Origin of the sequence: Bacillus sp. FSL R5-0709 (genome assembly GCF_038004785.1) — a bacterium.
Classification (GTDB): Bacteria; Bacillota; Bacilli; order Bacillales; family Bacillaceae_G; genus Bacillus_A; species Bacillus_A mycoides.
Genome location: NZ_JBBORT010000001.1, coordinates 4,932,152 through 4,953,267, shown reverse-complemented (window position 1 = coordinate 4,953,267; position 21,116 = coordinate 4,932,152). Strand labels below are relative to the sequence as shown.

Annotated in this window: 20 protein-coding genes; 11 read left to right on the top strand and 9 right to left on the bottom strand. The window is 37.4% G+C overall.

Going from position 1 to position 21,116, the window contains the following annotated elements; translation table 11 throughout:
* Window positions 1–159: 159 nt before the first annotated feature.
* The 3 genes from MKX37_RS25590 to cydA all read right to left on the bottom strand — a co-directional run bounded on the left by MKX37_RS25590 (window position 160) and on the right by cydA (window position 4,111).
* Window positions 160–1,518, bottom strand: a complete 1,359-nt coding sequence (locus tag MKX37_RS25590) for an arsenic transporter (protein ID WP_050000986.1) — start codon at window positions 1,516–1,518, stop codon at window positions 160–162.
* A gap of 219 nt (window positions 1,519–1,737) precedes the next feature.
* Window positions 1,738–2,763, bottom strand: coding sequence for a cytochrome d ubiquinol oxidase subunit II (locus MKX37_RS25585; protein ID WP_002089640.1), 1,026 nt, complete (start codon window positions 2,761–2,763; stop codon window positions 1,738–1,740).
* Window positions 2,756–4,111: a cytochrome ubiquinol oxidase subunit I gene (cydA, locus tag MKX37_RS25580; RefSeq protein WP_002034780.1), complete on the bottom strand. Its 1,356-nt coding sequence runs from the start codon at window positions 4,109–4,111 to the stop codon at window positions 2,756–2,758. Before cydA ends, MKX37_RS25585 begins: the two co-directional genes overlap by 8 nt.
* A 252-nt stretch (window positions 4,112–4,363) precedes the next feature.
* Between cydA and MKX37_RS25575 the strand changes: the two genes are divergently transcribed.
* Window positions 4,364–4,513, top strand: coding sequence for a hypothetical protein (locus MKX37_RS25575; RefSeq protein WP_002129963.1), 150 nt, complete (start codon window positions 4,364–4,366; stop codon window positions 4,511–4,513).
* Window positions 4,514–4,602: 89 nt separating this feature from the next.
* Window positions 4,603–5,688: a hypothetical protein gene (locus tag MKX37_RS25570; RefSeq protein WP_002089636.1), complete on the top strand. Its 1,086-nt coding sequence runs from the start codon at window positions 4,603–4,605 to the stop codon at window positions 5,686–5,688.
* 67 nt (window positions 5,689–5,755) lie between these two features.
* Here the strand turns inward: MKX37_RS25570 and MKX37_RS25565 are convergent, their stop codons facing one another.
* Window positions 5,756–6,640 (bottom strand): LysR family transcriptional regulator, encoded by an 885-nt coding sequence (locus tag MKX37_RS25565; protein ID WP_002129960.1) that lies wholly within the window; start codon window positions 6,638–6,640, stop codon window positions 5,756–5,758.
* Window positions 6,641–6,775: 135 nt separating this feature from the next.
* On the opposite strand from MKX37_RS25565, the gene MKX37_RS25560 reads away from it, so the two are divergent.
* The gene (locus tag MKX37_RS25560; protein ID WP_078421825.1) at window positions 6,776–8,776 is read left to right on the top strand and encodes a YhgE/Pip family protein; all 2,001 of its coding nucleotides are present in this window, start codon (window positions 6,776–6,778) and stop codon (window positions 8,774–8,776) included.
* A gap of 56 nt (window positions 8,777–8,832) precedes the next feature.
* On the opposite strand, the gene MKX37_RS25555 is transcribed toward MKX37_RS25560, so the two are convergent.
* The 3 genes from MKX37_RS25555 to MKX37_RS25545 all read right to left on the bottom strand — a co-directional run bounded on the left by MKX37_RS25555 (window position 8,833) and on the right by MKX37_RS25545 (window position 11,951).
* On the bottom strand, window positions 8,833–9,213 hold the full coding sequence (locus tag MKX37_RS25555) for a VOC family protein (RefSeq protein ID WP_002034775.1): 381 nt from the start codon (window positions 9,211–9,213) through the stop codon (window positions 8,833–8,835).
* Between the two features lie 195 nt (window positions 9,214–9,408).
* Window positions 9,409–10,566, bottom strand: a complete 1,158-nt coding sequence (locus MKX37_RS25550; RefSeq protein ID WP_002167377.1) for an acyltransferase — start codon at window positions 10,564–10,566, stop codon at window positions 9,409–9,411.
* Between the two features lie 167 nt (window positions 10,567–10,733).
* Window positions 10,734–11,951 carry a dicarboxylate/amino acid:cation symporter gene (locus MKX37_RS25545; protein ID WP_002016167.1) on the bottom strand — a complete coding sequence of 406 codons (1,218 nt, stop codon included), beginning with the start codon at window positions 11,949–11,951 and terminating at the stop codon, window positions 10,734–10,736.
* Window positions 11,952–12,175: 224 nt separating this feature from the next.
* On the opposite strand from MKX37_RS25545, the gene MKX37_RS25540 reads away from it, so the two are divergent.
* From MKX37_RS25540 to MKX37_RS25530, 3 genes are read left to right on the top strand one after another with little or no spacing between them, the layout of a single operon-like run.
* A complete protein-coding gene (locus tag MKX37_RS25540) occupies window positions 12,176–12,478 on the top strand; it encodes a PTS sugar transporter subunit IIB (RefSeq protein ID WP_002016166.1) in 303 nt (100 codons plus the stop codon).
* A gap of 14 nt (window positions 12,479–12,492) precedes the next feature.
* Window positions 12,493–13,794 (top strand): PTS cellobiose transporter subunit IIC, encoded by a 1,302-nt coding sequence (celB, locus tag MKX37_RS25535; RefSeq protein ID WP_002016164.1) that lies wholly within the window; start codon window positions 12,493–12,495, stop codon window positions 13,792–13,794.
* A 9-nt stretch (window positions 13,795–13,803) separates the two neighbouring features.
* Window positions 13,804–14,121 carry a PTS lactose/cellobiose transporter subunit IIA gene (locus tag MKX37_RS25530; protein ID WP_002016162.1) on the top strand — a complete coding sequence of 106 codons (318 nt, stop codon included), beginning with the start codon at window positions 13,804–13,806 and terminating at the stop codon, window positions 14,119–14,121.
* A gap of 352 nt (window positions 14,122–14,473) precedes the next feature.
* Here the strand turns inward: MKX37_RS25530 and speD are convergent, their stop codons facing one another.
* Both speD and MKX37_RS25520 read right to left on the bottom strand, forming a co-directional pair.
* On the bottom strand, window positions 14,474–14,845 hold the full coding sequence (speD, locus tag MKX37_RS25525) for an adenosylmethionine decarboxylase (protein WP_002129953.1): 372 nt from the start codon (window positions 14,843–14,845) through the stop codon (window positions 14,474–14,476).
* A 29-nt stretch (window positions 14,846–14,874) separates the two neighbouring features.
* Entirely contained in the window at window positions 14,875–16,464 is a 1,590-nt protein-coding gene (locus tag MKX37_RS25520) for a polyamine aminopropyltransferase (RefSeq protein ID WP_078421827.1), read from the bottom strand.
* Between the two features lie 425 nt (window positions 16,465–16,889).
* Here MKX37_RS25520 and MKX37_RS25515 point away from each other — a divergent pair, with 425 nt between their 5' ends.
* The 5 genes from MKX37_RS25515 to chbG all read left to right on the top strand — a co-directional run bounded on the left by MKX37_RS25515 (window position 16,890) and on the right by chbG (window position 21,108).
* Window positions 16,890–17,192, top strand: coding sequence for a PTS sugar transporter subunit IIB (locus MKX37_RS25515; protein WP_001023565.1), 303 nt, complete (start codon window positions 16,890–16,892; stop codon window positions 17,190–17,192).
* Window positions 17,193–17,208: 16 nt separating this feature from the next.
* Window positions 17,209–18,516 (top strand): PTS cellobiose transporter subunit IIC, encoded by a 1,308-nt coding sequence (gene celB / locus MKX37_RS25510; protein ID WP_002129949.1) that lies wholly within the window; start codon window positions 17,209–17,211, stop codon window positions 18,514–18,516.
* A 183-nt stretch (window positions 18,517–18,699) separates the two neighbouring features.
* Window positions 18,700–19,023: a PTS lactose/cellobiose transporter subunit IIA gene (locus MKX37_RS25505; protein ID WP_050000992.1), complete on the top strand. Its 324-nt coding sequence runs from the start codon at window positions 18,700–18,702 to the stop codon at window positions 19,021–19,023.
* A 3-nt stretch (window positions 19,024–19,026) separates the two neighbouring features.
* The gene (gene celF, locus MKX37_RS25500) at window positions 19,027–20,352 is read left to right on the top strand and encodes a 6-phospho-beta-glucosidase (protein WP_078206534.1); all 1,326 of its coding nucleotides are present in this window, start codon (window positions 19,027–19,029) and stop codon (window positions 20,350–20,352) included.
* Between the two features lie 51 nt (window positions 20,353–20,403).
* The gene (gene chbG / locus MKX37_RS25495) at window positions 20,404–21,108 is read left to right on the top strand and encodes a chitin disaccharide deacetylase (RefSeq protein WP_002034745.1); all 705 of its coding nucleotides are present in this window, start codon (window positions 20,404–20,406) and stop codon (window positions 21,106–21,108) included.
* Window positions 21,109–21,116 lie beyond the last annotated feature (8 nt).

The following is a 21,116-nucleotide window of genomic DNA, read 5'->3' as shown; positions in this document are numbered from 1 at the left end:
TGTCGTCTATCCCGCTATTTGTGGGCAGTAAAACTCCCACCTCAAAATTCGGCTGGAGCAAGGAAGTTAGGTGGGAGATAAACTGCCCGTAAACGCCCGATTGGTGCGGGCTAATAATCAGTGGGGGATGAACACCTACCCACTGATTAAAGTTTCACTTTATAAGGTGAAGAATAATTGTACCCAGTAGTATAAGAGGAATAATGTGACGACTGTTGTGAGTGGGATTACGATGAGAGATACGCTTAAATAATCTTTCCATTTCACTTTAATTTTGTTTTGTCTTAAGATATACATCCAAATGAGGGAAGCTAGTGTACCGATTGGTAATAATAGTGAACCGATGTCACTACCGATGATATTTGCGAGATAGATAGTTTTTAATGTGACTGGATCTAGTCCCATTTCTGTTAATGTGATTGTACCAATCATAAGTGCAGGGTGGTTATTGAAGACGTTAGAGAGGAGGGAAACGAGTCCGCCCATTGCAAAGCTGGCATAGAGTAGATGCTGACTTACAACTGGTTCGAGCCAACTTACAAGTGCCGCTGTTAACCCTGCGTTATGAAGCCCGTAAATAATTACGTACATAGAGAAGGCGAAAATTAAAATGTGCCACGGTGTCTTTTTCAAAATATCGACTGGGTTTGTTCGTAAGTAGTACCATCTCCAGATGAGAAGAACGAGTGAACCGAGTACGGCAACAATTTCGATTGGAATCGATAAGAAGGATGCAACGAATAGAAGACAGCGCATAAGGAAGACGAAGCCTAATACTTTTAACATGAATTTCGTACGTTTTTGTTTCGTATTAACAGAATTTTGTCCTTTTAACGGATGGAAGTTTTTCGTGAAGAAAATTTCTTCAATATCATATGAAGAAACAGGCAATCTTTCTGGAATTTTTTTCTTTAAAACTGTATACATGAGCCATGACATAAACAGTAGTCCTAGTGTTGCAGGTACAAACATCATAGCAGTATGCATATAAAGAGTCATGTGGACGATATTTAAGGCAATTAAGTTTACAATATTACTTACACCAATTGGTGCACTAGATGCAGTGGCGATTAAAGCACCGCTTAATAAATAAGGGATTTGTTGATGAGGTTTTAATTGAAGGTTTTTCAGAAGTAAAATTAAAATCGGTGTTGTAATTAAAATACTACCGTCATTATTAAATAAAAGAGTCATAAGAAAACATAGTAATTGAATGTACCAGTATAGGCGTCGTCCGGAACCTTTCGCTAAATTTGCGAGCTTCGCTGCGGACCAGTGGAAGAAGCCGAAGCTTTCTAATATAACCGCCATAACGATGGTCGCTAGTATCGTTATAGAGGCACCGCCGATTTTACTTATAATGTCCATGACGTCTGGTTTTGATACAAGTCCAGTAATGAGGATAATGCTAGCGCCGACTGCTGCCGGCCACGCCTCATTTAAACCGCGAGGTCGCCAAAAGATAACAATCATCGTTAAGAAGAATACAATAATAGTAATCCATATTTCAATGCTCATATTTAACCTACCTTTCTATTTTCCCTTGAACAAATGTAGCTTGTCTCAAGTTTATATAGCATTATATTCAAAAGAAAATAAGAAGAACTAGGCATCTACCTTAATCTAGTGAATATGTGTATTTAGAGCAATAAGGCAAGTATAAGGGGTAGTGTAATAACTATTAGGAGAGGAGTCTAATAAATTAGGGGCATTCTATGTGTGAATGCCCCTAATTTACTATTTTTCCTTTAAAAATGTTCGATCTTTTAAGAATAAATTCCAGAAGAAAATAAATCCTGGTAGTAAAATTGCAATCCCGATTGCGTAAAGAATAAGAAGTGCATAGAATGTTTCGACCGTCGTAAAGCTTGTAAATACAGTTACGTCCGGGTAAATGATATAAGGTAAATGGGCGACGCCGTAAGCGTAGCTTGCAAATGCATATTGAGCGACGACAGCTAAAACTGCAATGCGAGGAAAGCCTAGTGTGCCATATTTCTTATTTGTCCACCAAAGTGAAGAGTATCCGATAACAAATAAAATGATAGAGACTGTAAACCATGGGAATTGCTTTATTAGTCCTTGCATAAGCCAGTGTGTTTCAGGGTCCATTACAACGAGAGCGATAATAGCAGTCACGAGCGTTGCAGGACCAAGTATGATGGCATTTCTTCTATAAATTCGGTACGTATCTTCAGAACCTTGTTCCCTAGCAAAATCAGCAAGAAAGAGAGATGATAGAAATAGTTCCGAAGTTAGTCCGAAGAGCATATAACAATAAATAACGGGACTAGAAAGAAGTTTTCCGTAAAGGAGCACTTCTTTTCCTTCAGACATCGTAATATAGGCACCTTCTGTAACTGGCAGAACGGTAATTAATAGAGCTGGGATTAAGAGCCCGGTAATACCTGAAATAATCCGAAGAAGGTGTTGGTATTTTGGCAGGGAGTAAGCAAATACCATAAATGTACTACGAATCGCAACGAGTACTAAAATTAACATAACTGGTACAAACATAACGGTTGCAAGGGTAAAGGCCGCTTTTGGGAAGAAACCGAGAAAAGCAACGACGACAAAGACAAGAAACGTATTTGTTACTTCCCAAGTAGGTGATAAGTACCGATTAGCAAGCTTGGCAGCAAGCGTCGGGTGTTTAGCGTATACCATGCCCCAAAAACCAGCTCCAAAATCAATAGACCCTAGTATGCTATATACGAAAATAAGAGCCCATAAGATGATGATTGCAATGCTTTCCTCATGCACGAGAATCGCCTCCTTCGTGATGTAAATCATTCTTTAACGGATGTTTCTTAAAGAATGTCCGTAGTACAAAGACTGTTAAAATACCGAGTCCGATATATAAAATGATGAATAAAACAAATAAAGGACCGACGAAATCAGCGCGCGTAGAAGCATCTACCGTGCGTTGCATGCCATAAATTGTCCATGGCTGACGACCACTACAACTAAAAATCCATCCGAATTCAATACCGAGCAACATAACGGGTCCACAGGCGGCAGCTCCCCAAAGAAGCCACTTCGGTAACTCTACTCCTTTTTTTCGGTAAACAAAGTACCAATATAAGAGGGCAATAGCTGCAACTGCAAAGGTAAAGGCAGCGGTGCCGACCATTAAATTGAACAGTGTATGTGTGTAAAATGGTGGCCATGTTTCTTGCGGGAATTCCTTTAGACCTTTTACAACGGTGTTAGGGTCTAGTCCCACTAATAAGCTAAGCATGTTCGGAATTTCAAGGGCATAGTTTAGTTCAAGTGTGTTAGGGTCCACAACCCCGCCAATCGATAAAGGCGCGTGTGATGTCGTTTCAAACAAAGCTTCAGCAGATGCTAGTTTTTCAGGTGAATGTTTATGTAAGGCAATAGCAGATTCGTGTCCTGAAAGCCACATCGTAGCACCTGTGATAAATGTAACGACAAGCCCTAACAGTAATCCTTTTTTATGGTAAGCAATTTCACGAGCGCTTAAATTTTTCTTTAATAATTTAAATCCAGCGATAGAAGCGATAACAGCTGCTCCAGTTGTATAGGCCGTAATAACGACGTGGAATGCACTTGTGCCAAAGCTTGGATTAAAGAAAGCTTTCCACGGATCAACGTTAAAAACTGAGCCATCTGGATTCATTGAAAAGCCCGCAGGTGTATTCATCCATGTGTTTGCCGATGTAATAAGCACGGCAGATGCAGTGGCGCCAATCATAACGAAAAATAGCGAGATTAATCTCATAACTGGAGGTAGTTTATCAGCCGCATATACGTAAATAGACATGAATAAAGCCTCTAAAAAGAAGGCGAAAATCTCAATTTGAAACGGAACGGAAATAACTTGCCCAACAATTTTGGCGAAGCCAGGCCAAAGAAGTGAAATTTGTACACCAACAATTGTTCCAGTTGGAATTGCTACACCGAGAAGGATAGCAAAAGCCTTTGTCCATCTTTTTGCCATAATGGCATAGTCGGAATCTTTCTTCCAGTGATAGAGTATTTCACTTATAAAAATCATTAAAGAAAGCCCGACTCCAAGCGTTGCAAAGATAATGTGGAATGCTAATGAAGAACCAAAAAATGCCCTTGCTAATGTTACGGTATCCATATGTATACTCCCCTTCTTTTTGCCATTATTTTCTGATTGAATTGGAAAATTTATTCAAAAAACTACCAAAAATATATATGTATTTAAAAAATGAGTACGGTAATATAATATTTAAATATTCTAAAGAGAAAGACATTGATATTTGGTAATATTTTATTTGTTTTTTAGGGCTGAATCTTTTATAATCTTTTATGCGAACGTAAGTTCTATTTCCGGGATGAAGAAGTTTATGTGAAATGGAGAGGGTGTTTTATGTATCCTGAAGTCATTAAAAAGATGGCATTTTCAAGAGAGCATAGAGATTTATTATTAAAGTTGTATAATAAAGAAATTACGCGTCGTGAATATGATCGACTTGTGGAATCGCTATATAGGCCTGCTAAAGAGGCTTGCGAAGGATAAGGTGGGAGAGACAATCTAAAGGATTGTCTTTTTTATATTTGCGTATGTTCTGGTAAAATTAGGGTTAGCCTTAAAAGGAGGTGAAAAGCTTGCGAAAACGTTTATATATAGGGATTGGGGTTATTCTCTTAATCGCTTTAGGTGGAGTTGTATTTTGGTCAGCTTTACAAGGAAATCGTACCGAGCATTTTATTTTACGACATATGGTGAATGAAAATGGAACACTTGCAACGTATCGCTTAGAGGATACAAAGGCAGGTAAGGGTGAAGCGAAGGGCCGTGAAGCTTTATCAGAATCTGCAGGGTTATGGCTACAATATACACTTGATAAAGATGATCAAGCTTTATTTGATGAACAAGTGAAGGTTATTCAAAATAACTTTGTACACAAGGATCGCATCGTTATATGGAAAATCTCTGAAAAGGGAGAAATGCAGTCAGCTACTAATGCACTTATCGATGATCTTCGTATTATAGAACAATTATATCGTGCTTATGAAATGTACAAGGAAGATCGCTATAAAAACCTTGCAGATCAATTGAGTGATTCTGTACTTCGTTATAATAAAAAAGGTAATTATTACGTTGATTATTACGATGCAGATACAGGGAAACAAAATAACTTTGCAACAACATCTTACATAAATCCGCATGCATTCTCTTATATGAAAAAGTATGGAAAAATTTCTGCACAGCAGTATCAGGAAGTTGTTCAGTTTTTAGCGGATTATCCAAGGCAGGGCTGGGCATTCCCGAAAGAGTATAAAGATGATGGGACATTTACGTACGATAAAGAAGTGAATCTTATTGATCAATCATACGTCGCTTATCATCGTAGTTTAGGCGGTCTTTCATCAGATGCTTATTTGGAATTTATAAAGAAGAAATTTCGCGAAGACGAAAAGTTATATGGTCGTTATAACTTAGAAACTGGAAAACAAGCTGTGAACTATGAATCACCAGCATCTTACGGATTAACAATTTTGTACGTACTACAAACAGGTGATACAAAGTTTGCGAAGGAATTGTATGAGCGGATGACTACATTCCGAAATGATAATGTATTTAGTAGATATTATGGTGGATATGTAACAGGTGAGAATAATAATACACATATTTTCGATAACGTATTGCCGCTTTTAGCGGAAATGGAATTGGATAAGAGTAAAAAATAGAAGGTGCCACCCTATGGGGATGGTACCTTTTATTTGTGTCTTTATTTGTTTGTAAAGCGATATAATTTTACGCCCTAATATTGGAGAAGTAATCAATCACGAATTCACGAAATTGCTGGGCGGTGTTTGATAAATAGCGCTTCTTCGACCAACTTAAGCCGATAGTTCGTTCGCAATTAGGTTCAATAATACGTAACTTATTTGATGCTAAAGTAGAGTTTTTTAATAAAGTTAAACTTGGGACAAAGGCGATGCCAAGACCTTGCTTAATGAGATCGCTAATCACGGTTGGTTCATCTACTTCAAAAGCGATATGTGGAGTGAAACCAGCTTTTTTACAAAATTCATCTGTTAAGTGCCGAAATCCGTAACCAGTGTTCATACTAATAAACGATTCGTCTTTTACTTCATGCAAATAGATACTTTCGCGGTTTGATAACCGATGTCCTGAAGGAACAGCTAAGAAAATTTCTTCTGTGATAAGTGGTTCCCAAACCATTTCCTCGCCTTCAATTGGTACAGAGGAGATACAAAAATCAATTTCCATATTATCTAGTTGCCGCTTCATAGAAGGAGTAGATGCGAGAAATTGTTGGAATCGAACGTTAGGATGTTCTAGTAAAAAAGAACCGAGTAGCTCGGGTAATATTCTTGGAATAGAAACTGCAAGTGTAATAGAGCCTTGTTGTAATTCAGCTAAATCTTTAATTTCGCGTTCCCCTTCACTTAATTCATGAAAAATGCGTTCTACTCGTTTTAAAAATACTTTGCCGAAAGAGTTTAATGTAATCTGTCGACCTTGGCGATCAAATAAGGGGACGCCTAAGTCCTTTTCTAGTCTAGCGATTGTTTTACTGAGTGAAGGCTGCGCGATATGCAATTCTTCAGCTGCTTTTGTCATATGTTCTAGTCGTGCGACTGTCTGAAAGTATTTTAATTGAAGAAGTTCCACTTCGAATCTCCTTTCTATAGACCAAAAGGAATGAATTGATAATTAAAGATGTATTATACAGTATGGAAAGTGACGTGTATAGTAAATCTGTTAAACCATTCGAAGGGTGTTAAATTAGGAGAAGGAGTATGTTTCATGAAGGGAATTCAACTTATATTTAAAGATTGGAAGGCGATGTGGAACCATAAACATGGACGTATCGCTTTAATTTTTTTATTAATCGTTCCTTTAATTTATTCAGGATTCTTCTTAGCTGGATATTGGGATCCGTACGGAAAATTAGATAAATTACCTGTTGCAGTTGTTAATTTAGATAAGGGTGCTGTGATGGATGAAAAAACAATCCAGGCTGGAGACGATTTTGTTAAAAATTTAAAAGAGAATAAGGAATTGGCGTTTCATTTCGTATCAGAAAAAGATGCTGATGAAGGGCTAAAAGAAGATAAGTATTATATGGTGGTTACGATTCCGGAGGAGTTCTCTAAAAAGGTAAGTACACTAATGGATGAGAAACCAGAGCCGGCACAATTGCAGTATAAAGTAAATCCAGGTAAAAACTTTGTAGCAGCTCAAATTGGAACGACAGCTGTTGAAAATATGAAAACAAAAATCTCAAATAGTATTACGAAATCTTATACAGAAGGTGTCTTTTCAAAGTTTCAAGATTTGGCACAAGGGTTGAGTGATGCAAGTAATGGCGCTGAGAAGTTACATGAAGGAACGACGGATGCAAAAAATGGGGCGAATCAGCTTACAGATGGTATTCATCGTTTAAATGATGGAACAGTGAAGTTAAAAGAAGGAAGTGATAAGCTTGCCTCTAGTCAATCGGCCTTAACTGGGGGAGCAAATGAGCTTAGTCAGGGAGCGACATCACTTCATAATGGTATGGAGCTGCTAGCACAGGGTGAGAAGTCTTTACAATCAGGAGTTAGTGAATTAAGTGCTGGTACAAATGAATGGGTGAACGGAAGTGAGAAACTTGCTGAAGGGCAAGTGAAAGCGGACAATGCAGCAAATAGTGTAAAACAACAATTAGAAGAGTACGTGAAAAGTCATCCAGAAGTGCAGCAAGATCCTGCTTTTCAAAAGATCATTGCTACTTCTAACGGATTAGCTAAAGCAACAAACACTTTAAACAATAGCCAACAACAATTGACACAAGGTGCGCGGAAGCTTACTGATGGTCAGCATAAGATTGAGGAAGGCATGAATACATTCGGAGTTAAGTTAAACGAAGCTACCGCTGGAACGAAAAAGATAGCAGATGGTACTTCGAATTTAGCTGATGGATTTACGAAGTGGGGAAATGGATTTACATCATTACAAGAAGGTGTAAATCACCTTGCGAGTGGCGGAACAGAGCTGAATCATGGTGCTGATAAGTTAACGAACGGACTTGTTAAACTTGACGATGGTGCGAAAGAACTTTCTACGAAATTGGAAGAGGGCGCAGAGAAGATAGCGGATGTTCGCAATGATGATGCACGCAATACGATGTTCTCAGAGCCGGTTCAATTAGTGAAGTCGACAGTTTCTGATGTGCCTAACTACGGTTCAGGTATTGCACCATACTTTTTATCACTGGCATTTTATGTTGGCGGAATTATGGCATCGAATATTTTACCTCTTGGCCGTAGACAAAATATGAAGGTAAGCGGAACAGTACATTTTATTAATAAACTAGGATTAGTATATTTAATTGGACTCATTCAAGCACTACTTGTAGATGTGGTAGTGTTAGGAGTTATGAAATTAGAAGTTGCAAGTGTATCACTCTTTGTTTTATCAAGTATTGTTATTTCCTTTACGTTCATGACATTTATTCTTATGTTAGTAACGGTATTCGGCATTGTTGGGAAGTTCGCAGCGGTAACGCTTCTCGTTCTTCAATTAGCGACGAGCGGAGGTACTTTCCCAGGAGAATTAAATATAGCTGTTCTTAGCAAAATTGGACAATTTCTCCCAATGTCTCATTCTCTTAGAGGGTTACAAGATGTGATTTCTTTGGGCGATTGGTCGCAATTACAAATGCAAATTTTAATATTGTTATGCTATCTCGTTGTTGCTGGCGGAATCACATGGGTTACGAGTCATATACAGCATAAGGAAACGAATGCAGAGCAAGTTTCTTAATAAAAGAAGCTATCCGAATAAAAGGTTTTATTATGACCTTTTCGGATAGCTTTTTCTTATTTCTTTTCCATAACTGCAAAGTAGTTATTTTCATTATCAGCAAAGTTGAATGCTCTACCAGTAGGTAAATCTACAACTTGTCCAACTGTAACACTTTTCTCAGAAAGATCTTTATACAGTTGATCTAAGTTATTAGAGAAGAACATAAGTGAAGGGGTATTTAAGTTTAATTCAGGTTGCATCTTCGCAATTAACGCCTTATCGTGAAGGACGATGCTTGTTCCAGCTTCTTTTGCCGGCGCAATTTCAATCCAGCGAAATCCTTGACCGTTATTTTCTTCTGCAACAATTTGGAATCCTACTGTTTCTGTCCAAAATTGTACTGATTCATCTTGGTTATTTACATATAACATAATTTGTCCAATTTGATTAATCATAGGTGTGTCCTACTTTCTTTTCTTGTATGGAATTCTATCCCGCATTAACGGGCAGTAAGACCCCTACCTCAAAATTCAGCAAAAGAAATGAAGTTAGGTGGGGATCGGGCTGCCCGTAAATGCCCGATTGGTGAGGGCTGATGATCAGTGGGGGATGAAGAACCCCTCCACTAATTAAAGTTTCACTTTATTATATCAAAGATATGGTTTGAATACCTTTTCGTGATTTTTCCGAATGGCAATCTTCGCCCATCTCATATTTGTCGTAGGGGAAGGCCCTGTAACCCACGTGTGAAATGGTAGTATGCTACCAATGACCATTGCTGAAATAGAGATTGTGGTCGTTAATATAAATAGTAATAGGCTATATAATATTGTGTTTTCTTGCAATGCGAATAAGGAAAGAAATTTTGTACATAGTTGCAAGAAGAAAAAATGAGCTAAATAAGCGCCATACGTGTAATTCCCGATAAAACGTAAAGCTTTATATAAGAAACCACGTCGCTGTACAATTGTAATAGATAACACGTACAGTATCATAATTTCACAAACAATATATAAAAACATGGACGGTTTTAAATAAGTAGAAACCGTTAAATGAATAGAATTGGCGCCGTAAAAACTAAATAACTCATAATTGATGAATAAAAATAAGATGAAAAATAGTATTGTGATAAGCGGAATATGTTTCATGACAAATATACGCCAAGTTTTTAATGATACAGCAGCTATTCCTCCCATGACGAAATAGAATGAGTAGAAGAAGAAGGAACGATCTGTATAATGTAAAATGGTTGAACTAGTCAGTTTCTCTCCATTAAAAATGTAGTGAGAAGAGTACCACATTAAGAAGAAATATAGACAAGCGAAAATGGTCATATATTTATATATGTCTTTTTTATTTTCTGTTCGTTTTTGAAACCAATAAAATAGTGTGCATAGTAACGGGAATAATAAGTGAATTTGGAACATCATAATAACGTACCAAAGATGAGGTGCAGCTGTTCCGAGTAATAAACTTTTTATTCCGCCTTGTAGTGTAATGACATCGTTTGTTGTTAATAGGTAAAGAATAGACCAGAAGAAATAAGGAATGAGTAAATGTGCGGCTTTTTCATAAATATATTCTCTGTAAACGAGTTGCTTCGTATATAGCCGAATTAAATGGAAGCCGACGATAAATATGAATGCAGGTGCTGAAAATTTTGCAAGATTAAATAGCATGCCCATAATGAGGGATTGCTCGAGTAAGACATTTCCTTGATTCATTGTATATAATAAGGAACTTTGCAAAACGACAGCAAGAAATGCAATGCTTTGCAAAACTTTGAATTCTGGTGCGCTTTGAGTCATTGTATCCATCTCCTTTTCCATACATGATTATAGTACGGAGAATGGATAATGGATGTGGAATATTTGTGAAGATTATAACAAAATTGTGGCGGGATGGGATTATATCGATGTTTCGACAAATAACAACAAAAAAGAGGATGCTCCACCGAGCATCCTCTTTCTATATATTAAGCAAATTTATTTTTGATCCAGTTTTTACCTTCTACAAGGCGAGCTGTCATTACGGCACAAGCGTTATCTCCTGTTACGTTTAACACTGTTGCAGGAGGATCGATGATTGTACTAATTGCTGCGATAATTGGCAATGCTTCTGGTGGGAATCCGTATAGAGAAACGATTAACATTTCACCAATCATACCTCCGCCCGGAATAGCACCCATTACTGTTCCTACTAATAGAGAAACAACAAGTGCAATTGCTAATGTTTTCGGTCCTTCGAATTCCATGTTGAAAATACCGAATAAGAAAGCAATTTTTAATACCCCGCCTAAAACAGATCCGTCTTTATGAAGTGTAGATCCAAGAAGGACAACTGTTTCACGAACGTCAGAAGAAATACCCATTTTCTTCGTTGCTTCTAAGTTCGCTGGAATACTTGCGGCACTACTACAAGTTGCAAGTGATGTAACTGTAGGAGAGACCATGTTCTTCCAAAATACTTGTACACCTTGTTTGCGACCTGCAAGGTACGCATAGAATGTAAAGAATACAAAGAAGTAAATAAGAGAAGCTGGATAGTATACCATTGCTGCTCGGAAGTAAGTTCCAAGAAGTTGTGGTCCGAATTCACCAACTAATGCTGCGAAGTAGGCAGCTAGTCCGATTGGAGCGTAGTACATAATGAAAGATACGACTTTCATTGAAATTTCTGCACCAGCTTGTAGGAATGTAGCGAATGGTTTCCCTTTTTCACCAACTGCTGAAGTTGCAACCCCCATTAAGATAGAGAAGAAAATAAGAGCTAGCATGTTCTCGCGAGATAGTAACTTTGAAAAGTCTGATACTGTTATGATACCAACAATTTGATCAGCAACACTAACTGCTTTTTCAGCTTTATCAGGCTGCGTTAGTTCTAATACAACACCTTGTGCTGGCGGGAATACTTTCACGATAATAATCATAAAAATAGCAGCTAAAATACTTGTAAATAAGAAAGTTCCAGCCATACTAGACATAATTTTACCGAAACGTTTTAATCCATCCATATTAGCAATAGATGACGCGATGCTAAAGAACACTAACGGTACAACAATCGTAAACATTAAGTTTAAGAAAATGTCACCAAGCGGCTTTAAAGCAACTGCATCGGCACCCATGAAATAACCAATGAAACCACCAATTAGGATAGAAGATAATAAAATAAGCGGAAAGCGATATGCCTTCATAAATATATCCTCCTATCGATTATAAAAAATCATACTGAATCATTATAGCGAGTTAGAGACTTCTTTACTAGGAAAATACGGATAGATGGAATAGCGTGAAAACCGAGAAATTTTTGTTTTTAAGCTCGGCATACAGTTAGAAATCTAGACATATATATTTGTAACCTAGTGGTGGCAAGGGCTACACCATAACTTAGGTTTGGAAAAAGGGGGAGGGGAGCGAGATGAATATTTTACTTTGCTGTGCAGCGGGAATGTCTTCCAGTTTGATTGTTACAAAAATGGAGAAAGCAGCAGAGGCAAGAGGGATACAGGTAAAGATTTGGGCAGTATCAGGTTCAGAAGTGCGAAATCATATTGATACTGCAGATGTACTTTTACTTGGACCGCAAGTACGTTATTTATTACCGAAAATGAAAGAATTATGTAAGGACAAGGGAATACCTGTTGATGTCATTCAATCTGTCCATTACGGGCTTTGTAATGGAGAAGCTATCTTGCAAGCAGCTTTGTTAATGAAACCATGAGGAGTGTGGGATAGATGATAGGGTTTTTAGAGAAATATGTGATGCCAGTGGCAGGGAAGGTTGCAGAACAGAGACATTTGCAAGCGATTCGTGATGGAATTGTTTTAACGATGCCTTTCTTGATTATTGGATCATTTTTCCTCATTATTAGTGCATTACCAATACCAGGATATAATGATTTTATGGCAGGTTTATTTGGTGAGAATTGGCAGAGGGCTTTAGGGTATCCAGTTAGTGCAACTTTTAATATAATGGCTTTAATAGCTGTTTTTGGAATCGCTTACAGACTTGGAGAATATTATAAAGTGGACGCTTTAGCATCCGGAGCATTGTCGCTTGTGACGTTTTTACTTGCAACTCCATTTCAAGTTGCATATATTATACCAAGCACGAAGGAAAGTGTGATTGTAGATGGAGCAATCCCAGCGGCGCTAATGGGAAGCCAAGGTTTATTTGTAGCGATGATTATTGCAATTATATCTACTGAACTTTATCGGTTTATTGTACAAAAAAAGATGATTATAAAGATGCCGGAGACAGTTCCACCAGCTGTGACACGTTCATTTGCGGCACTTGTTCCAGGTTTTATTGTTGTAACGGTTATTTGGATTTTGCGCTTAATTATAGAAAATACTTCTTTTGGCAGTATCCATAATATTGTGGGGCAAATTTTACAGGAACCACTTAGTGTACTTGGTGCTAGTCTTTGGGGCGCAATAATAGCAGTTATTCTCGTTCATGTTCTTTGGTCGTGTGGAATTCATGGTGCTACTATTGTTGGTGGTGTAATGAGCCCCGTTTGGTTGTCGTTAATGGATCAAAACCGAGTTGCTTTCCAAGCAGGGCAAGATGTACCGAATACGATTACTGCACAGTTCTTTGATTTATGGATTTATATGGGCGGTTCTGGTGCAACACTCGCTTTAGTTGTAGGAATGTTACTATTTGCGCGAAGTCAGCAATTAAAAAGTTTAGGGCGATTATCGATTGCACCAGGTATTTTTAATATTAATGAAATGGTGACTTTCGGTATGCCGATAGTAATGAACCCGCTTTTACTTATTCCATTTATACTTGTACCAGTTGTGTTAACGGTTGTTTCTTACTTTGCAATGGAATGGGGATGGGTCGCACGTCCGAGCGGAGCGGCTGTACCTTGGACGACACCTATTCTTTTTAGTGGATATTTAGGATCAGGCGGGAAAATTTCAGGTGTTGTTTTACAACTTGTTAACTTTGCACTTGCATTCTTTATTTACTTACCGTTCTTAAAAATATGGGATAAACAAAAAGTAGCGGAAGAAAAGGGGGAGTAAAGAACTAAAATGGATACGATAGAGACGAAAGCTTTTCACTTAATTTTGCATGGTGGTAATGCGAGAAGCTGCTCAATGGAAGCAATTGATTGCGCAAAGCGCGGTGAATTTCAGGAAGCAGAAGCGAAACTACAAGAAGCTTTAAATGAATTGCAAGAGGCGCATCGTTTACAAACAGAGCTCATACAGAAAGAGGCTGCCGGGGAAAAAACCGAAGTTACCCTTTTGATGGTGCATGCACAAGATCATTTAATGAACGCAATTACAGTGAAGGAATTGGCGAGTGAGTTTGTAGAATTATATAGGAAGATGTCGGTGGATGAATGAACCTTGCTTATGCGAGGTTTTTTTATGTTTTGCAAAGATACTGTTATGACGAAAAGAAGACCACTTACGCATGATTTTATTTATTATTTCCAAGTTTATGTAAAAATGAAAGTGTAAAGGGAGCTTCATTATATGGTTTATGATGACTTTATATCGGAAACGAAAAATAGCAAAATTAAATCGTCAATTAAGATAAAGTGAAACTTTAATCAGTGGGAGTTTTACTGCCCGGCGAATAGCGGGGTGAATAGACTATGTATGTGTGCTTACCATCAGTGGAGTGTTATAAGTTCCACTGATGGTATTTTTATATTAACAAACCTCCTTATTTGTGGATAAATATGGATGAGAATTAATCGATAGTAATAAATTCTCCTACACCACGAATTAATTTTTTTATATGCATACGTTCTGGTTTTAATACGCTTAGTATAGAATCAATGGCTTTTTGAGGATCGACAGATGTGCCGCAAGTATAACAATCAATTGCTGCAAATTTCTTTTCAGGATAAGTGTGAATAGAGAGATGGCTTTCTGATAATAAAATTAATACCGTAACTCCATATGGGTGGAATTCCTTTTTACTTACATTTAAAACGTGGGCACCAGAGCGATTCGCAGCGGAAACTAAATGATGTTCTAAAAAATGAATATCATTTAATAGAGAAAAGTCCACGCCCCATAAATCTACTATTATATGCCGACCAAATGTAGAATAGTCCATCTACTTGTACCCCCTTTGTTAAAATATCATCAAAATTGCATTTCTTGTTGATAGCAATGATGTAGGGTAAGGTCAGATTCTAAATTTAAAACGGCATTGTTACGGTGATCTAAATGTTCTTCTTTAAATTGAAATAAAGGAGCAAGAAGAGACGGTAATGTGCGAGGAGTTGGTACTACGTATAGTTGTTCAATTTGATTGAGTACATGTGAAGAGTTAGCAGCAATATGAAATCCCCAGTCAGTTCCGAAAGAAGGAACAATTATATGATAGTTTTTTACAGTTAATCCGGCATTTTCAATTGTATTACCGATACTCCAATATACAAGAGGTGCATCAGCAGGTGAATTAGATTGGCAAACAAATGCGCCATCCTCTGTTAGGAACGTAGCTATAAGGGCAAAGAGTTCACTTGTATATAAAGTGCTTAATACTTCTGTCGCTGGATCCGGAAAATCAATAATAATTACATCATATAAAGAGGAAGGAGATTTTAGGAATTCTTTTGCGTCACATACATGTACATTTGCACGATCATCAAAAAATGCGCGTTTGTTTAAAGCAACTAATTCTGGAACATTGCGAGCCATCTTAATCATTTCTTCATCTAAGTCGACGAGGTCTACATGAAGAACCGTTTCATATTTTAAAACCTCTCTTAAAGCAAGACCATCGCCACCGCCTAATATGAGAACACGCTTTGGATCTATTACCTTTGACATAATCGGATGAACTAGTGCTTCATGATAGATTTGCTCATCAACGGAACTAAATTGTAGTTGTTTATCCAAATATAAACGAATATCGCTTACTTGGAGTAAGTTAATGTTTTGATAATTACTTTTTTTTTCAAATAAACTTGTATGTTCGCCAGCTTGTATTTCTTTTAGCGAAATTTCATCCCATACATCTAAGCTGTGCGAATCTGTGGGTACTATTATTACATTTTCCGATTGTACTTGTTTATCGTCTTCGTCCTGTTTATCTGGTTTGTCCTGTTTATCTGGTTTGTCTTGCTTATCGTGTTTGTCCTGTTTATCTGGTTTGTCTTGCTTATCGTGTTTATCTTGCTTGTCGTGTTTATCTTGCTTGTCTTGTTTATCTTGCTTGTCTTGTTTATCTGGTTTACCTGGTTTGTCTTGTTTATCTTGTTTATCTTGTTTATCTTGTTTATCTTGTTTATCTTGTTTATCTTGTTTATCTTGTTTATCTTGTTTATCTTGTTTATCTTGTTTATCTTGTTTATCTTGCTTGTCTTGCTTGTCTGGTTTACCTGGTTTACCTGGTTTACCTGATTTGTCTTGTTTATCTTGCTTATCTTGCTTATCTTGCTTATCTTGCTTATCTTGCTTATCTTGCTTATCTTGCTTATCTTGTTTATCTTGTTTATCTTGCTTGTTTTGCTTATCTTGCTTGTCTTGCTTGTCTTGCTTATCTTGTTTGTCTTGTTTATCTTGCTTGTCTTGTTTATCTTGCTCGTCTGGCGTATCTTCAGTGTCCTGTTTGTCTAGTTTATACGTGTTTGAATCTAATTCAGAACCTTCTTCATGTTTATACCATTTATTTTGAACCTGTATTCTATAAATCTTCATTCTATTCTTTTTTCTATGCTTTGGCATTGGAATCCCCTTTCAAAATACTTTATTTTATTCTATTCTATGTAATTTAATAGAGTTTGACTGGACAATAACTAGACGAGTGTCTTGAATAGGTATTTGTTTTGATTTGATTTGAAATATTATATTTTTTGGTGCTATATTTTCACACTTTTAAAAAAATTAGTGTTTTTTTGTTTTAAACACAACTAGACAACTAAACACTAATCTATTTTCATACAGTTATGTGTTAAAAGTGAGGTGTTTTATAACACACTGTGTGTTTTTTGAGTGACACACTAATTGAAAGCGTTAACACACAAAGAAAATAGTCGGAAAAGTGCTGATTTTAGTGGTTTTTGAAAGTTGGCACGGTAATTGCATTGATAAATAGCGTAAAGAAAAATAAAAAACATAAATTTTTTATACCACACAAGGGGGATTTATAAATGAATATTTTATTATGTTGTTCAGCAGGGATGTCTACAAGTTTACTAGTTACAAAAATGGAAGCGGCTGCAAAAGCTCGTGGTCTAGAAGGTAAGATTTGGGCTGTATCTGGGGATGCAGTAAAAAACAATATCGATCAAGCAGACGTACTATTATTAGGACCGCAAGTTCGTTACATGCTTTCTACAATGAAAACGCTTGCCGATGAGAAAAACGTTGGAGTCGATGTTATTAACCCAATGCATTACGGCATGATGAATGGAGAAGCAGTTTTAGATCACGCATTAACACTAAAAAAATAATTAGGGGGGAAGCGAAATGCAAAAGTTTATTGCATTTATGGAGAAATATTTAGTTCCAGTCGCAGGAAGAATCGGATCGCAGCGTCATTTAGTTGCAATCCGTGATGGTTTTATCGCAGTTATGCCTCTTATTTTAGTTGGATCGTTTGCAGTACTTATAAATAATCTACCGGTTGATGCATTCCAAAAACTTATGAAGGGTGCATTTGGGGATGTTTGGAAAGATATCGGCGGTGGTATGTGGACAGGGTCCTTTGCAATATTAGCCCTCATAGCCGCAGTTGGGATAAGTTATAATTTAGCGAAATCTTACGGTGTAGACGCGTTGTCAGCAGCAATTATTACATTCGGTGCATTAATTATTATATCTCCGACAACGCCAAAAGAAGGCGGTATTGATTTAGCTTGGACAGGATCACAAGGTTTATTCGTTTCTATCATTGTAGCTCTTCTTGTAACCGAGGTATTCAGGTTCTTTGTTCAAAGGGATATTACAATTAAGATGCCAGATGGTGTTCCACCAGCAGTAATGAAATCCTTTGCAGCATTAGTACCAGCATTTGTTATTTTAATCGCAACAGCAAGTATTCAATTAGCTGTGAAATTAGCGGGAACAAGTATTCATAAAATCGTATTTGAAACAATTCAATTACCATTACAAGGTTTAGCAGGTACATTACCAAGTGCAATTATTGTTGCTCTACTTATTCACGTATTATGGTTCTTCGGATTACATGGCCCTAATATTATTGGTGGTATTATCGACCCAATCTATTTACCAGCACTAGAAAAGAACATTAAATTATTTAACGATGGTATGTCTGCATATGATGTACCGCACATTTTCACAAAGCCATTCTTTGATGTATACGTATACATCGGTGGATCAGGTGCAACATTAGCATTTTTAGTAGCAGTAATGCTTGTTGCAAAGAGTGCGCAACTTCGTGGTGTAGGTCGCGTATCTATCGGTCCTGGTTTCTTCAATATTAACGAACCAGTTATTTTCGGTACACCAATTGTATTAAACCCAGCGTTAATCATTCCATTCGTACTTACACCAGTTGTATTAGTTATTACTTCTTATACAGCAATTTCCTTAGGATGGGTGCCAAAAACAGTTGCTTTAGTTCCATGGACAATGCCACCAATCTTTAGTGGTTATCTTGTAGCAGGTGGAAGTATTGCTGGTGCTGCATTGCAGCTAGTAAACTTTGCAATCGCGGTAGTTATTTACTATCCATTCGTATTAATGTGTGACCGTACGTATGTACAAGCTGCGAAAGCTGAAACAAAAGGAAACGACAATTCAGTATCACTTTAAAAAGTGTTGTTCTGACGAGTTTTTATAGCTCGTCAGAACAACTAACTTTTATATCATGTTCAGAAAGATGAGACCCATCTACAAGAACACCAAACTATCATTAATAAAATAATAATTTAATAGAAATGTTCAAACTGAAGGGGTATTTAAATCGGTTGAACCATAATAGAGAGGGCGGTAATTATGATGACTACAGCAGAACAAATTCCATTCCAATTGATTTTAAATAGTGGTAATGCACGAAGCTTTGCAATGGAGGCACTTCAATTTGCCAAACAGGGGAAAATGGCAGAAGCTGATGAAGCGATGGTAAAGGCGAAAGAAGCGATTAATGAAGCGCATCATTTCCAAACAGAGCTCATACAATCAGAAGCAAGAGGGGAAAAAACAGAGATTAGTGTTCTTTTAATTCATGCGCAAGATCATTTAATGAATTCTATTACGGTAAAAGAATTAGCGACAGAATTTATTGACCTTTATAAAAAGCTAGAAGCGAAAGGGGAATAAAGCATGACTGGAATTAAAATTGCTACAATCGGCGGTGGCTCTAGTTATACACCAGAGTTAATTGAAGGATTTATTAAACGTTATGACGAGCTTCCTGTTCGTGAAATTTGGTTAGTAGATATTGAGGCAGGAAAAGAGAAGTTAGAAATCGTTGGTGACTTAGCGAAACGTATGGTGAAAAAATCAGGTTTACCAATTGATATTCATTTAACACTTGATCGCCGTGAGGCATTAAAAGGTGCTGACTTCGTAACAACGCAGCTTCGCGTTGGTTTGTTAGAAGCACGTGCAAAAGATGAAGCAATTCCATTAAAATATGATGTAATTGGTCAGGAAACGAATGGTCCTGGTGGTTTGTTCAAAGCGCTGAGAACGATTCCTGTTATTTTAGATATTTGTAAGGACATGGAGGAACTTTGTCCGAATGCATGGTTAATTAACTTTGCGAATCCGGCTGGTATGGTAACAGAAGCTGTACTTCGCTACACGAACATTCAACGAGTAGTTGGTCTATGTAACGTTCCAATCGGAATTCGTATGGGTCTTGCAAGATTACTTGAAGTAGATGCAAGCCGGGTACACGTTGATTTCGCTGGTTTAAATCATATGGTATACGGATTAGATGTATACTTGGATGGCGTAAGCGTAATGGATCGTGTATTAGAACTTGTAACAGATCCAGAAAAGCAAATTACGATGGAAAACATTGCTGCGCTTAACTGGGAGCCAGACTTTATTCGCGGTCTTCGTGCAATTCCGTGTCCATATCATCGTTACTACTATAAAACACGTGAAATGTTGGAAGAAGAGAAAACAGCTTCGATTGAAAAAGGTACACGTGCAGAAGTAGTAAAACAATTAGAAGATGATTTATTCGAGCTATATAAAGACCCGAATTTAGATATTAAGCCACCACAATTAGAAAAGCGCGGCGGAGCTTATTATAGTGACGCAGCATGTAGCTTAATTACGTCTATTTACAATAATAAAGGTGATATCCAGCCTGTTAATACACGAAACAACGGAACAATTGCAAGCTTGCCACATGATTCGGCTGTTGAAGTGAACTGTATTATTACGAAAGAAGGTCCAAAACCAATTGCGGTCGGAGATCTTCCAGTACCAGTTCGTGGTTTAGTACAGCAAATTAAATCATTTGAGCGCACAACAATTGAAGCTGCTGTTACAGGGGATTATCATAAGGCGCTGCTTGCTATGACAATTAACCCACTTGTACCATCAGATAAAGTTGCAAAACAAATTTTAGATGAAATGTTGGAAGCACATAAAGAACATCTTCCACAATTCTTTAAGAAGATAGAGAAATAAGAAGCGGCGCTGTTTAGCCCGCTTTTTTTAATTCTAGTAGGAGGTATTGCGATGATTAAACTAATTGTAAATGCAGATGATTTCGGTCTTACGGAAGGTACAAATTACGGAATTATTGATGGACATAAAAACGGGATTGTAAATTCAACGACGATGATGATGAATATGCCAGGGACAGAGCATGCCGTACGCTTAGCGAAAGAGTATAAAACGTTAGGGATAGGAGTTCATCTCGTATTAACGGCAGGAGAACCGCTTCTTAAAGACGTTCCATCACTTGTAAGTAGCGATGGATTGTTTCACAAACAAAGTGTTGTATGGGAAGGAAATATAAATCCAGAAGAGGTAGAAAAAGAATGGACTGCTCAAATTGAGAAGTTTTTATCTTACGGATTAACACCAACTCATTTAGATAGTCATCATCACGTGCATGGATTACCGCTTTTACACGACGTTCTTGAGAGATTAGCAAGTAAATATAATGTTCCAATTCGTCGTTGTGAAGAAGAGCGAGCGGTGCGCCCATTTTCAGATGTGTTTTACAGTGACTTTTACGCTGACGGTGTTACGGAAGATTACTTTGTGAAGTTAAAGGAAAGAGTGAAGGACGAGCAAACGGTAGAAATTATGGTGCATCCAGCTTATATTGACCCAGAGCTTGTGAAACGTTCTTCTTACGTAATGGATCGCGTGAAAGAGTTGCGTATTTTAACGGAGAGTGAGCTGCCTGAGGGAATGGAGCTTGTGAAGTTTTAATAGGAAAA

Bases quoted from the DNA above. Each gene is read 5' to 3' on its own strand.
- celF (WP_078206534.1), top strand. From the start codon at position 19,027: ATGACTGGAATTAAAATTGCTACAATCGGCGGTGGCTCTAGTTATACA.
- MKX37_RS25540 (WP_002016166.1), top strand. From the start codon at position 12,176: ATGAATATTTTACTTTGCTGTGCAGCGGGAATGTCTTCCAGTTTGATT.
- MKX37_RS25550 (WP_002167377.1), bottom strand. From the start codon at position 10,566: ATGACTCAAAGCGCACCAGAATTCAAAGTTTTGCAAAGCATTGCATTT.
- MKX37_RS25505 (WP_050000992.1), top strand. From the start codon at position 18,700: ATGATGACTACAGCAGAACAAATTCCATTCCAATTGATTTTAAATAGT.
- celB (WP_002016164.1), top strand. From the start codon at position 12,493: ATGATAGGGTTTTTAGAGAAATATGTGATGCCAGTGGCAGGGAAGGTT.
- MKX37_RS25520 (WP_078421827.1), bottom strand. From the start codon at position 16,464: ATGCCAAAGCATAGAAAAAAGAATAGAATGAAGATTTATAGAATACAG.
- celB (WP_002129949.1), top strand. From the start codon at position 17,209: ATGCAAAAGTTTATTGCATTTATGGAGAAATATTTAGTTCCAGTCGCA.
- MKX37_RS25515 (WP_001023565.1), top strand. From the start codon at position 16,890: ATGAATATTTTATTATGTTGTTCAGCAGGGATGTCTACAAGTTTACTA.
- MKX37_RS25575 (WP_002129963.1), top strand. From the start codon at position 4,364: ATGTATCCTGAAGTCATTAAAAAGATGGCATTTTCAAGAGAGCATAGA.
- chbG (WP_002034745.1), top strand. From the start codon at position 20,404: ATGATTAAACTAATTGTAAATGCAGATGATTTCGGTCTTACGGAAGGT.
- cydA (WP_002034780.1), bottom strand. From the start codon at position 4,111: ATGGATACCGTAACATTAGCAAGGGCATTTTTTGGTTCTTCATTAGCA.
- speD (WP_002129953.1), bottom strand. From the start codon at position 14,845: ATGGACTATTCTACATTTGGTCGGCATATAATAGTAGATTTATGGGGC.
- MKX37_RS25555 (WP_002034775.1), bottom strand. From the start codon at position 9,213: ATGATTAATCAAATTGGACAAATTATGTTATATGTAAATAACCAAGAT.
- MKX37_RS25560 (WP_078421825.1), top strand. From the start codon at position 6,776: ATGAAGGGAATTCAACTTATATTTAAAGATTGGAAGGCGATGTGGAAC.
- MKX37_RS25545 (WP_002016167.1), bottom strand. From the start codon at position 11,951: ATGAAGGCATATCGCTTTCCGCTTATTTTATTATCTTCTATCCTAATT.
- MKX37_RS25530 (WP_002016162.1), top strand. From the start codon at position 13,804: ATGGATACGATAGAGACGAAAGCTTTTCACTTAATTTTGCATGGTGGT.
- MKX37_RS25590 (WP_050000986.1), bottom strand. From the start codon at position 1,518: ATGAGCATTGAAATATGGATTACTATTATTGTATTCTTCTTAACGATG.